We start from the raw sequence: 12,712 nt of genomic DNA, 5'->3' as shown, positions 1-12,712 counted from the left end.
ACTCGAAGGAGAGCACCGGGCGCGGGTGACCATCCGACGATTCGCTCGTTCTGCTGAACGTGACTGCGCCGGATACCGCCACCCGCTCCCTGCCTCCCGTGCCGCCGGACGTCGAGCAGGCCGAGGCCGCCATCGTCGAGCACTACCCGCGGCTGGTGCGCCTCGCCTATCTGGTGCTGCCTCCGTCCCTCGGTCGCAACCGTCGGGTGCTCACCGCCCACTCGCTGGTCCAGCGCGCACTGCCGCGCGGGCGGCGGGACGCGGCGGTGGCCGCGGCCTCCGTGCAGGGCGGGGTTCCGGGGCAGCGCGGCGGCCCGGAGGACTCCGGGTACGCATACGTGCGGCTGCGCGTGCTGCGCGCCGCCCTGGAGGCGGGGATCCCGCTGACCTTCCGGGCGCTGCCGCGGCGCGCGCAGTTCCCGCCGGTCCTCCCCCAGGTGTGGGGGCTGCGGCTGTTCCCCCGCTCGGGCGGGGCCGAGGAGCTCGCCCTCGACCAGTGGCTGGCCACGCTCGCCGGGGCCGGCCGGGCCGCCTGCGTGCTGCGGGCCCTGGAGCGGCTGCCCGAGCCCGAGGTGCTCCGGGTACTCGACGAGGCCGGGGTTCCGGATCCGGCCGCGGCGGTCGCGGAGTCCGGGGATCCGGCGAACGACGGCCTGTTCACCTCACCCGAGTTCGACCCGTGCGTGCTCCAGGCCCGGCCCACCGACCTGCTGCGGCGGCGCCGTCTCGGACGGGCCGCCCTGGCCGCCGCGGCCGCCCTCGCCGTGTGCGGGGCGCTGCTCGCTCTGCCCGGCGGGGGCTGGGGCGCGGACGGTGCCGCCGCCCCGCCGTACGCGCGCAACGCCGCGGCCGAGCTCGCCCTGGATCCCGGGAAGCTGGTCCGGGCCGCGCCGACGCTCTGGCGCACGTCCTCGCGTACGGACTTCTCCACCTGGCCCGCCCGCGGCGATCGCGCCGACGACACCGCGCTGCTGCGCCGGGCACTGGCCGTCTGGGCCCGGCCCGGTACCTCCGTGGTCGTCTCGGCCACTCCGGGAACCCCGGCCGGACCGCCGATGGGACCGGCGCAGCTGCTGTTCGCGGGGGTCGTCGACCAGGCCGTCGTGGTCCTGCTGCACGACGGCCTGCGCGTGGTCCGCTACGCCGAGCCGCGCACCGGGACGGTCGGCGCCGCCCTCGACTTCGCCCGGACGGACGGCGCCTCGGCGGACACCGCCTCGGCGCTGGTGCTCAGCCGGGTCGACGGCAACGTCCGCTACCTCACCGCGCCCTGGGTGACCGGTGTGGCCCTGCGGGACCTGCTCAAGCCCGGCGGTCCCGTGGCGGCGCTGAAGCCGACCCCGGAGGGTGTGACCCCGCCGGTGGGGAGCCCGCCGCCCACGGGCAGCTGCAGCAGCTGGAACGCGCTGGCCCTGACCGGCGACGGCGCCACCCGGCTGATCACCGACCTGGGCGAGCTGACGCCGGCGCGGCTGACCTCGGGCGCGCCGGGCGCCGAGCGCAACGTGACGGAGGCCGCGGAGCTCGGGGACTGGTCGAGGATCGCCTGCCTGCTCCCCGCGGTCCGCTCGCACGGGGTCCGCACGGTCAACGCCTGGACGTACGCGAAGCAGCCGCTGCCGGAGGGCGACGGGACGGCGGCCTGGCTCTGCACGCGGGCCGAGACCTGGCAGGGCGCGGCGGACCGGGTACAGGCACAGTTCCTGGCCCCGGGCTCGGCGACGGCGGCGCAGGCGGCGACGTCGGAGGGGTCCGCGGCGTGCGGGCCCAGGGAGCCGCGGGTGCTCGCGGGCGTGTTGTGGAAGTCGCGGGCGGGTCAGTGGTACGTCCTGGCGGCGGGCAGCGCGCAGTTCGCCTCGCTGTCGGTGTCGGGTGGCGGGGTGAGCGGGTCGGCGAACGGCAACCGGCTGGCGGTGAAGGCGCCGGCCGGTGCCCAGGTCGACCTGTCGGGCAAACTGACGGACGGCACGAAGGCGGGGGTGCTGCGCTAGCGAATGCGTGCAGAGGGGTTCTCCTTGCCCCTACCCATCAGTACATTGACGCCATGTCTAATACGCCGCTCGCGCCCGCCCCCGTGGCGTCGGAACACGTGGACCTGAGGCCCCGGAACGTGTCCTTCGGCTGGGAGGACACCCCACTCCACTGGCTGCCCGGCGACCCCTTCGCCGGGCACATGATCAATGTGCTGCACCTGCTGCTCCCGGCGGGTGAGCGCTGGTTCGTGCACGTCTACAAGCAGGTGCTCCCGTACATCGAGGACGCACAACTGCGGGCGGACGTCGTCGGCTTCATCGGTCAGGAGGCCATGCACGCCGCCGCGCACGACGACGTGCTCCCCCACCTCAAGCGGCTGGGGCTGGACCCGACGCCGTACACCGCGCAGGTGGACTGGATGTTCGAGAAGCTGCTCGGCGACCGGACCCTGCCGCCGGGCAGGGCCCGGCACTGGTGGCTGATGGAACGGGTCGCGATGATCGCGGCGATCGAGCACTACACGGCGTTCCTGGGCGACTGGGTGCTGAACGCCGACGCCCTGGACCGGCGGGGCGCCGACCCCACCATGCTGGACCTGCTGCGCTGGCACGGGGCGGAGGAGGTCGAGCACCGCTCCGTGGCCTTCGACCTCTTCATGCACGTGGACGGCGGCTACCGCCGCCGGGCCCGGACGTGGGCGACGGGTTTCGCGGCTCTGGTCTTCCTGTGGCAGCGCGGCATCCGCTTCTTCATGGAGAACGACCCGCACCTGGTGGACGGCAAGGCCTCCTTCGGCCGGTTCTTCCTTGCCGGACAGCAGGGCGTGCTCCCCTCGACGGGTTCCATGCTGAAGTCCATACCGAAGTACCTCTCCCGTACGTACCACCCCTCGCAGGAGGGCTCGACGGCCCAGGCCGTGGCCTATCTGGCGTCCTCCCCCGGCGCGAACGGCGGGGTGCGGGCATGAGGCGCACCGTCGCGGTCACCGCGGTGGCGGTTGCGGCCTGGCTCACCCGGCGCGCCCTGAACCGCCGCATCGGGAAGTCGCCGCTCTGGCCCCTGCCGGCCCTGGAGACCCCGGTGTCGGGCCACTCCCCCCGCCGCAGGCTGCGCGCGCTGATCGTCTCCCGTACGGAGCCGGCGCAGGGTGTGCTGCAACTGACCCTGGAAGCACCGGACCTCCCCGCGTGGACCCCGGGCGCACACGTGGACGTCACCCTGCCCTCGGGCCTGGTCCGGCAGTACTCCCTGTGCGGCGACCCCGCGGACGCCGGCCGGTACACGATCGCGATCCGGCTGATCGAGGACGGCCGCGGCGGATCCCGCGAGGCGCACGCCCAGCTGGTCGAGGGCGCCGAACTGGAACTGCGCCCGCCGCGCAACCGCTTCGAGCTGGTCCCGGCACCGTCGTACGCCTTCATCGCGGGCGGCATCGGCATCACCCCGATCCTGCCGATGCTGCGGGCCGCCACGGCGGCGGGAGCCGACTGGACCCTGCTGTACGGGGGGCGCTCGCGCGCCTCGATGCCCTTCCTGGCCGACCTGGCGGCCTACGGCGACCGGGTCACCGTGCGGGCGCAGGACGAGGCGGGCCTTCCCGACCTGGCCCCGCTGGCCGATGCGGCGCCGGGCACGCTGGTCTACTGCTGCGGCCCGGACGCCTTGATGCGGGCCGTCACGGCCGCGGTCCCCGACCCGGCGGCCGTCCGCCTGGAGCGGTTCGCGCCGTCGGAGGCGGCCGGTCCGGCGCGGGCCTTCACGGTCGAACTGCGCCGCTCGAACCGGTTCGTCGAGGTGGCGGCGGACGAGAGCACGCTGGCAGCGGTGCGCAGGGAGCTGCCGGACACCCCGTACTCCTGCGAGCAGGGCTTCTGCGGAACCTGCCAACACCGCGTTCTGGCAGGCGAGGTGGACCACCGCGACGAGCTCCTCACGGACCAGGAGCGCGCGGACTCGATGCTGCTGTGCGTCTCCCGCGCGAAGGAGGACCGCCTCGTCCTGGACCTCTGAACGCTCCTCGGTAGGGTGTCCGCATGACAACCGGGGTGCGGCGCAGGATGGGTGTCGAGGAGCGGCGGCAGCAGCTGATCGGGGTTGCCCTGGAGCTGTTCAGCCACCGGTCGCCCGACGACGTGTCGATCGACGAGATAGCAGCGGCCGCGGGGATATCCCGGCCGCTCGTCTACCACTACTTCCCCGGCAAGCTGAGCCTGTACGAGGCGGCGTTGCGGCGGGCGGCCGATGAGCTGGCGCTGCGGTTCGTGGAGCCCCGGGAGGGGCCGCTCGGGGCGCGGCTGCTGCGGGTGATGGGGCGGTTCTTCGCCTTCGTCGAGGATCACGGGCCGGGCTTCTCGGCGCTGATGCGGGGCGGTCCGGCCGTCGGGAGCAGCCGGGCCAACGCGATGATCGACGAGGTCCGGCAGGCGGCGTACGAGCAGATCCTCACGCACCTGGGCATCGGGCTGGAGGATCCCCCGGCGCGGCTGGAACTCGTGGTGCGGTCCTGGGTCTCGCTCGCCGAGTCCACCGCGCTGATCTGGCTGGACGGGCGCAGGATCCCGCGGGCCGAGCTGGAACTGCAGCTGGTGCACGACTTCGCCGCGCTCGCCGCGGTGAGTGCGGCGTACGACGCCGAGATGGCGGGCATCCTCGTCCGGATCCTCGCCGGCGAACCCGCCGACGGCCCCTTCGGGGAGCTGGTCGGGCGGCTCGCCGGGCTCGTTCCGGGCGGGGCGCCCCACCCCGTGTGACCGGGCGGGTGACGGCCGTGATCATCGGCGGTACCGGATCACCGATAATGCCCGCGTGATCATTGACGACGGGATCTTGTTCCGGCAGGCCGAGGAGAAGGACGCCGGCACACTCGTGCAGTTGTACGACCAGGCTGCGCGCTGGATGCAGAAGCACGGGATCGAGCAGTGGAAGCCCGGTGACAAGGACGCCGCGCACTTCCGGTCGAAGATGCGCGAGGGCGAGGTGTGGATCGCCCGGGACGCCGACGGCCGCGTGTGCGGCGCCTACGAGTTGTGGTGGTCCGACGAGGAGGCCTGGGGGATCCAGCCTCCCGTGGCGGGTTACGTGCACCGGCTGATGGTGGCGCGCGAGGTCGCCCCCGCCGGGGCCGGCCGGCGCATGCTCGAACATGCCGAGCGGCGCACGGCCGGGACCGGGCGGGAGCGGGCACGGCTGGACTGCGTCTCCACCAACCCCCGGCTGCTCGCGTACTACCGTGGCGCGGGCTACCGGGTGGTCGGCGAACTCCCCGACAAGCAGGGGAAGGACGGCAGGACCTACGGGGTGATCCTGCTGGAGAAGCGGCTGGACCGGCTCAGCGTCGTGTGAAGACCGAGACGGTGCGGGCCGGGACGGTGAACTCTCCCGTCCGTGCGTCGTACGCGGACTGCTTGACCGTGGCGTCGGAGCCCGTCGCCTGGACCGGGTGCAGGGTGTAGCCGGTGCCCGCGAGGGCGGTGACGCGCTGCGGCTGGGCGGTGGGGGTGGCGTTGAAGACCACCACCAGGTCGCCCAGGGTCATCGTGATCACGCCCGGGGTCTCGTCCTTGCCCGAGAGGGGGAAGGCCAGCCGGGACTGGACCGCCTCCGTCGTGGCGAGGGCGAAGTCCGCCTCGGTGGTGCGGATCTTCAGCAGGTCGCGGTAGGCCGCCGAGGTGGCCGTGATGTCCGCGCAGGCGGGGGCCGGTCCGGTCAGGAGCGGCTTCGCGTAGAGCCACTTCGGACCGTTGTCGGCGGCCGGGGGCAGGCCCCGGCCGAAGCCGTTGCCGTCCCGGCAGTCCCAGTGGATCGCGTTGAACCAGTCGCCGCTGTCGTAGGAGTTGCGGTCCAGGGACTTGGAGCGGAGCAGGTCCGTGCCTGCCTGGGAGAGGGCCGGGCCCTGCGAGAGGGTGGCCGTCGCCATGGCCAGGACGTGCATGCGGGCCTGGTCCCGGGGGCTGGTGCCCGCCGGGAGCTTGTAGGTCAGGGCGTCGGCGAGGGTTTCGTTGTCGTGGGCGTCGGCGTAGGCGAGAGCGTCGCCGGGAGCGGCCGCGTAGCCGGCCGGGGCGCCGTTGTAGTCCACCTCGGAGCCCTTGACACGGCGGCCCGCCGTGTCGGTGAAGGCGTACGAGGCGAGATTGCCGGAGAGGCCGACCTTGATCAGGTCCTGGGCGTGCAGGAGGCGGGCCTTCTGCTGCTCCGGAGTACCGTTCGCCGGCGAGGAGTTCGGGGTGGTGAACAGGCCCGACGCGAAGCCCTGCACGCGCGGGTCCTCGTCGAAGGGACCGCCGCCGCGGACCGCGTCGCGCGCCCGGTCGGAGAAGGTGGCGATGCCGGTGCCGGCCATGTTCTTCTGCGTGGCCTGCACGAAGCGGGCGTCGTCGGCGATCTCGCCGAAGTTCCAGCCCTCCCCGTAGAGGACGATCTTCTTGCCGTCCACCCCGTCCTTGGCGACGGTGAGGTCGTCGAGGGCCCTGCGGACGGCCAGGATGTTGGCCTTGGGGTGGTGGCCCATCAGGTCGAAGCGGAAGCCGTCGACCTTGTACTCCTTCGCCCAGGTGACGATCGAGTCCACGACGAGGCGGCCCATCATGGCGTTCTCGGGAGCGGTGTTGGCGCAGCAGGTGGAGGTGGCGACCGTGCCGTCGGCCAGCAGGCGCTGGTAGTAGCCGGGGACGATGCGGTCGAGGACGGACTTGTCCGACTGCCCGGCGGCGACGGTGTGGTTGTAGACCACGTCCATCACCGTGCGCAGCCCGGCGCCGTTCAGCGACTGGACCATCTTGCGGAACTCGACGGTACGGGCCGTGCCGTTCGGGTCGCTCGCGTAGCTGCCCTCGGGAACGGTGTAGTGCAGCGGGTCGTAGCCCCAGTTGTACGCGTCCTTCGCGGCCGCCGCCGCCACGCACGCCTGCTGCTCCTGCGAGTCCGGCGCGTACACCTTGAGGTCGCAGGCGGGCTCGGTGCGGTCGGCCGCCTTCTCCGGGATGGTGCCGATGTCGAAGGCGGGCAGGAGGTGGACGTACGAGGTGCCCGCGGCGGCCAGGTCGCGCAGGTGCCGCATGCCCGCCGAGGCGGTGTCGGTGAAGGCCAGGTACTGGCCGGGGTGACCGCTGGTGCGGTCCGCGACCGAGAAGTCGCGGACGTGCAGCTCCTGGATCTGCGCGGAGGTGAAGGGCACGGGCGCGGGCTTGCGCAGGGTCTTCCAGCCGGGCGGGGCCAGCTGGGGATCGGCCAGGTCCACGGCCAGGCTGTGGGTGGAATCCGCGGTCAGGGCGGTGGAGTAGGGGTCGGTGACGAGGTTGCGGACCACCTGGCCCGTGCTCGGGGCCCAGACGGTCACGTCGTAGCGGTACGGCTTTCCGGTCCAGGAGCGCTCGCCGCGCACCGACCAGACGCCGCTGGCGTCGTCCCGGCGCATGGCGACCGTGCGTCCGTCGAGTTCGAGGGAGACCTGCCGGGCGGTGGGCGCCCAGACCGAGAGGGTGGGGCGGCCGTCCTTGAAGACCGGGCCCAGGGACGCGGTGGTCGCGTACAGGTCGTCCAGGACGCCGGCGAGCTGGACGCCGGTGGCGGCCAGGACGGCGCCGTTCGCGGCGCGGGCGCTCGCGACGAGCTGGCCGCGCAGGGCCTCGCGGACGCGGTCCCGGTCGCGCGGGTCGACGGTGAACGCGGCGTACGCGGCCAGGTGCGGGAACTTCTGCTTCTGGGCGACGGTCAGCTCGGTCCTGGCCAGCCGCAGCCACTCGGCACGGCCCGTCAGGGCGCCGTTCGCGGCCTTGACGGCGCCTTCACGGGAGGCGAGGAACTGGACGGAGGCGGCGGCCGCGGGGGCGTTCCAGGCGACGGTGTCGCGGTCGATCCAGACCGCGTGGGACGTGGTGAGGTCCAGGGCGGCCGAAGAGCCGGCGGGCTGCGGGAGGAGGTACTTCTGCAGGCCCCCCAGCATCCAGACCTCGTGGCCGGTGGCCTTCAGGTCCAGGGACTGGTCGGAGGGGAGGTCCTTCTCGTCGCCCTTGTGGAGGATGTAGCTGAGGCTGGTGGCGCCTGCCGCGAGCGGGACCTCGTAGACCGCGCCGTAGGAGTCGGTGCGGGCGGGGAGCAGGGGCTTGGACCAGTCGGTGGGGTTCGCGGCGCCGGTCCAGACGTGCAGGCCCCAGCCGTCGTAGGCGCCGTCGGGGCGCTGGTAGTGCAGGACGGCCTTGCCCTGGTCCTGCGGCGGGTAGGCGGGACGGTCGGTCCGGGCGGGCTCCTTGCCCTGCTCCAGCCAGATCTCGCCGGTCTTCGTCACGTCGATGGTGCGGTCCGCGGCGACGTCCTTGTTGCCGTCCTTGTCGATGACGAGGTAACCGACGGAGGAGGCACCGGGCTTGAGCTTGACGTACGCGAACGCGCCGTAGGCGTCGCGGCCGGTGAAGTCGTGGCCGGCGGGCCAGGGAGTGGCCTCACCCTCGGCGAGGTCGCCCCAGGCGTAGAGGCGCCAGTTCGTGTAGTCGCCGTCGGGGCGGTTGTAGTGGACGACCGCGTAGTCCCGCTGGGTGGCGGTGGGGACCTCGGCGGGCGGGGCCGCTCCGGCGGTGGACTGGGCGAGGGCGCTCGCGGTGCGGCCGGCGGAGTCGACGACGACGGCCTTGTAGCGCAGGGCGGTTCCGGCCGGGGCGGTGACGTGCTGGGTCACCTTGTAGGGGGCGTGGTCGGCGGAACCGAGGACCTCCCACTTGCCGTTGCCGCTCTGCGCGGCGAAGACGACCCGGTTCAGGCCGCCGCCGGTGACCTCGGCGGAGAGCTCGACGGTGCCGGCGGCGCCGGGGGCCGGGGCCTTGAGGGTCAGGGCGGGCTTGGCGGCGGGGGCCGCGAGCGGGGCGGTGTTCTGGAGGACCACCGAGCCGAAGGCGGGGACGACGACGGTGAGCTTGCCGGCCGCCGAGGCGCGGATCAGCGCGGAGCCGCCGTACAGGGTGCGGTACTGGGCGCCGGCCGGGGCGTCGATCTCCACGGTGCGGGACTCGGCCCCGTTGTTGGCGGCGACCAGGTACTCGGTGCGGCTGCGGGTGTCGGTGCGCGCGAAGGCGTAGACGGAGCCGTCGGCGAGGCGTTCGCTCTGGACGCCGTCGCGCAGGGCCGGGTGGGCCTTGGTCAACTTCGAGAGAGCACTGATCTCCTTGTAGAGGGGGTGCTCCGGATCGTAAGCATCGCTCGCATGGGTGCGTGCCGTTCCGAGCTGGTCGTCGTCGAGGTAGTCGGCGGTCTGTGAGGCGAAGAGCGGCTGGCGGGCGTCCTTGTCGCCGCCCGCGCCGGTGAAGCCCTGCTCATCGCCGGAGTAGATCACCGGGTTGCCCCGGGAGAGGAACATCAGCTCGTTGGCGAGCCGGTAGCGGTCCAGGAGCTCCTGCTCCCCCGCGCCCGGCCGGTCCTGCTTCAGGAAGCCGGCGAAGCGGCCCATGTCGTGGTTGCCGAGGAAGGTCACCTGCTCGTAGGCGTTGGCCTTGCCGGAGGTGTACCGGTAGTCGTCGCCCAGGACGGAGGCCAGCCGGCCGGCCCCCGCGCCCTGGGAGGCGTACGCGCGGATCGCGTCCTGGAGCGGGAAGTCGAGGGTGGCGTCGAGGCGCCCGCGCGTCACGTACGGGGAGGTGACGGCGGTGTCGGCGGAGTAGACCTCGCCGAACATGAAGAAGTCGTCGCGGCCGCGCTTGGCGGCGTAGGTGTCGAGGGCGGTCGCCCACTGGGTCCAGAACTCGGTGTTGACGTGCTTGACCGTGTCGATGCGGAAGCCGTCGATGCCGAAGTCCTTGACCCACTTCTCGTAGATCTTCTCCATCCCGCTGACGACCTCGGGGCGCTCGGTCCACAGGTCGTCGAGGCCGAAGAAGTCGCCCTGTTCGGAGGATTCACCGGCGAAGGTGGAGTCCCCTCGGTTGTGGTACATCGTCGGGTCGTTGAGCCAGGCGGGGACCTTGAGGTTCTTCTTCGCCTCCGGCACGAACGGGGTCCGCGGGAAGGATGCGCCGTCGACCTTCGGGAACTTCCCCTTCCCACCCGCGTAGTCCTTGTCGTCGAACGGCACACCGTCCTTCGTCAGGTACGGGAACGCCCCCTTCGACAGGTACGAGTAGGACGCCTCCCGGTAGTCCACGACGTCGGCGGTGTGGTTGGTGATGACGTCGAAGAAGACCTTCATCCCCTTCCCGTGCGCCTTGTCGATCAGCCGCTCCAGGTCGGCGTTGGTGCCGAAGTGCGGGTCGACCTGGGTGAAGTCGGTGATCCAGTAACCGTGGTAGCCGGCGGACACGTCGGTCCCCTTGCCCTGCACCGGCTGGTTCTTGAAGATCGGCGCCATCCAGATGGCCGTGGTGCCGAGCCCCTTGATGTAGTCGAGCCGGTCGGTGAGCCCCTTGAGGTCACCGCCCTGGTAGAAGCCCTTGTCCGTCGGGTCCAGGCCGGTCTCCAGACGGGAACCGGTCAGGCCGCCCCGGTCGTTGGCACGGTCGCCGTTCGCGAAGCGGTCCGGGAGGACGAAGTAGAACTGCTCCCTGGTCAGGTCGTGCCGGGCCGGTTCGGCGGCCAGTTTCGCGTCCGAGGGCGGCGCGGGCGGCTTCGCGGTGGCCGCGGCCGCCGCGGGGAGGGCGGGCAGGAGCGTCACGGCCAGGGCGGCGGCGATGACTCCTGCGGCAGGGCGTATCAAGGCGGATCTCCTTGTGTACGGGTCGCGTGTCGCGTGGATGAGGGCCGCCCTGCGGTGGCGGGGAGAGGTGCCGGGCGGCCCTGGTCGGTGGAGCGGCGGCTCAGTTGCGCCAGGTGTCGGTCAGCGTGACCTTGCCGCTCGCGGGGACGGTGGCGGTGCGGTTGGCTCCGCTCTCCCAGGTGACGTTGCCGGCGGCGTCCCTGCGGACGTACTTGTACGCGAAGGCCGTGCCGGCCGGGAGGGCGACGTCGAGCTTCCAGACGGGGTAGGCCGCCGGGTCGAGCTTGGGGGCGGCGGCGGGGTTCCAGGCGCCGAGCTCGGCCCGGTCCCCGACGACGTGGATGTTCTGGCCGGGGACGGTCGTGGTGTTGACGGCGAAGGAGGCGCCGGAGGTGGCCGACGGCGGCGGCGTCGTACCGCCGGAGCAGGTACGGGCGCCCGTGTGCAGGGCGAGGGCCGTTCCGGCGGGGAGGGTGGCGGTGACCTGTCCGGCGGAGTTCACCGTGACCGTGCGGTTGTTCTGCACGTCGCAGTAGTCGCCGGCCGCGAGGGAGGTCTGGAAGGTGCGGGTCAGGGCCGAGCCCTCGTGGTTGATCGCCACGTACGCCTTGGAACCGCGGCCGAAGGCGATCTGGTCGCCGCCGTTGTCCCACCAGTTCGTGACGGACTGCCCGCGGGCCGCGTTGCGGAAGGCGACCATGGAGGAGATCTCCCGCCAGGCGTGCTGGCACTTCCAGCCGTCGGTGTAACAGGCGCTGACCGAACCTCCGCTCGGCGGGCCCGCGTCCTTGTCGGTCCACTCGTAGCCGGAGTGCACGTCCGGGGAGCCGTAGGGCCACGCCAGCATGAAGACGTTGGCGAGGGTGTAGGCGGAGCCGTCCTTGTAGCTGAGGGTGTCGCCTCCCCGCTCGGTGTCGTGGTTGTCGACGAAGACGCCGGACTGGCCGCTGGGCATGTGGCCCCAGGCCTCGCCGAAGTTCTTCAGGTAGGCCAGGTTCTCGTTCTGGAAGACCCGCTTCAGGTCCCGGGCGTAGCGGAACTCCTGCACGTCGCCGTTGCCGAGGTACTCACTCGGCGACACGGCCTCGCCGGCCCCGTGAATGGCCTCCTGCTTCCAGTAGACGCCGGGGTTCGTCAGGCGGGACTTGATGTTGGCGAGGTCGGCGGCGGGCATGTGCTTGGCGGCGTCGATCCGGAAGCCGTCCACTCCCAGCGACAGCAGGTCGTTGAGGTAGGCGGCGATCCGGCCGCGCACGTGGTCCTCGCTCGTGTCGAGGTCCGCGAGCTGCACGAGCTCGCAGTTCTGGACGTTGCCCCGGTCCTGGTAGTTCGAGATGGTCGCCCGGCAGTCGTCCATGTCGGAGCCGGAGTAGATGCCGGGGTAGTTGTACTTCGTGTACGAACTCCCGCCGGTGCCCACGCCGTCGGCGGCGGCCATGTGGTTGACGACGGAGTCGGCGACGACCTTCACCCCGGCGGCGTGGCAGGTGTCGACCATGCGCTTGAAGGCGGTCCGGTCACCGAGCCGACCGGCGATCTTGTAGCTGACGGGCTGGTACGAGGTCCACCACTGGGGGCCCTGGATGTGTTCCTGGGGAGGCGAGACCTGGACGTACCCGTAGCCGGCGGGCCCGAGGGTGCCGGTGCAGGCCGCGGCGACGGAGTCGAACTTCCACTCGAAGAGGACGGCGGTGACGTCCTTGTCGCCCGGAGGCGTCGCGGAGGCCTGCGGGGCATGTGCGGTGAGCGCGACGAGCACGGCGGCGACGACGAGGCCCGCGGCGCCGACGGTGGCGGTGCGGGCGGTGGTGGCGATGCCGTTGGTGCCGGTGGTGGGGCGTGGGGATGGTGTGGGTCTGACGGCTCTGGCAGACATGCGGGGGGCCTCCTGGCGGGAGAGGTGGGGATTGTTCGCGACCGTAGGGGGGCACCCGGGAATGTTGCAAGACCTTGCGCAAGAGATTGCAGAATTGTTTCCTCAAGCGGGCGGGCAAAGCCCCACGTGCGGGGCAGGCGGGGGTCAGGGCGGGCGGGATCAGGGCCTGGGGCGGGGGCTTCGGGTGG

At 72.4% G+C, this 12,712-nt stretch carries 7 protein-coding genes; 5 read left to right on the top strand and 2 right to left on the bottom strand.

What is annotated here, in order from left to right:
* Nucleotides 1-50 precede the first annotated feature (50 nt).
* From ACWGIF_RS16120 to ACWGIF_RS16100, 5 genes are read left to right on the top strand one after another with little or no spacing between them, the layout of a single operon-like run.
* Nucleotides 51-1,991 carry a hypothetical protein gene (locus tag ACWGIF_RS16120; protein WP_453497149.1) on the top strand — a complete coding sequence of 647 codons (1,941 nt, stop codon included), beginning with the start codon at nucleotides 51-53 and terminating at the stop codon, nucleotides 1,989-1,991.
* A 53-nt stretch (nucleotides 1,992-2,044) separates the two neighbouring features.
* Nucleotides 2,045-2,941, top strand: coding sequence for a metal-dependent hydrolase (locus ACWGIF_RS16115; RefSeq protein WP_453497091.1), 897 nt, complete (start codon nucleotides 2,045-2,047; stop codon nucleotides 2,939-2,941).
* A complete protein-coding gene (locus tag ACWGIF_RS16110) occupies nucleotides 2,938-3,984 on the top strand; it encodes a PDR/VanB family oxidoreductase (RefSeq protein WP_453497089.1) in 1,047 nt (348 codons plus the stop codon). The genes ACWGIF_RS16115 and ACWGIF_RS16110 overlap by 4 nt, the downstream gene beginning before the upstream one ends.
* Nucleotides 3,985-4,007: 23 nt before the next feature.
* Nucleotides 4,008-4,724, top strand: a complete 717-nt coding sequence (locus ACWGIF_RS16105) for a TetR/AcrR family transcriptional regulator (protein WP_453497086.1) — start codon at nucleotides 4,008-4,010, stop codon at nucleotides 4,722-4,724.
* A gap of 55 nt (nucleotides 4,725-4,779) precedes the next feature.
* A complete protein-coding gene (locus ACWGIF_RS16100; protein ID WP_453497083.1) occupies nucleotides 4,780-5,316 on the top strand; it encodes an N-acetyltransferase family protein in 537 nt (178 codons plus the stop codon).
* Here ACWGIF_RS16100 and pulA read toward each other — a convergent pair.
* Both pulA and ACWGIF_RS16090 read right to left on the bottom strand, forming a co-directional pair.
* Nucleotides 5,303-10,648 carry a pullulanase-type alpha-1,6-glucosidase gene (pulA, locus tag ACWGIF_RS16095; RefSeq protein ID WP_453497080.1) on the bottom strand — a complete coding sequence of 1,782 codons (5,346 nt, stop codon included), beginning with the start codon at nucleotides 10,646-10,648 and terminating at the stop codon, nucleotides 5,303-5,305. The two genes, ACWGIF_RS16100 and pulA, sit on opposite strands and share 14 nt — an antisense overlap.
* A gap of 100 nt (nucleotides 10,649-10,748) precedes the next feature.
* On the bottom strand, nucleotides 10,749-12,524 hold the full coding sequence (locus ACWGIF_RS16090) for a carbohydrate-binding module family 20 domain-containing protein (protein ID WP_453497077.1): 1,776 nt from the start codon (nucleotides 12,522-12,524) through the stop codon (nucleotides 10,749-10,751).
* Nucleotides 12,525-12,712: the final 188 nt, after the last annotated feature.

The sequence above is a fragment of the Streptomyces sp. NPDC054849 genome (assembly GCF_053610945.1).
The sequence above is the reverse complement of the archived record's forward strand: the minus strand, read 5'-3'. Positions and strand labels throughout refer to the sequence as shown.

Coding starts and splice junctions, on each gene's coding strand:
- ACWGIF_RS16115 (WP_453497091.1), top strand. CDS start 2,045: ATGTCTAATACGCCGCTCGCGCCCGCCCCCGTGGCGTCGGAACACGTG.
- ACWGIF_RS16110 (WP_453497089.1), top strand. CDS start 2,938: ATGAGGCGCACCGTCGCGGTCACCGCGGTGGCGGTTGCGGCCTGGCTC.
- ACWGIF_RS16105 (WP_453497086.1), top strand. CDS start 4,008: ATGACAACCGGGGTGCGGCGCAGGATGGGTGTCGAGGAGCGGCGGCAG.
- ACWGIF_RS16090 (WP_453497077.1), bottom strand. CDS start 12,524: ATGTCTGCCAGAGCCGTCAGACCCACACCATCCCCACGCCCCACCACC.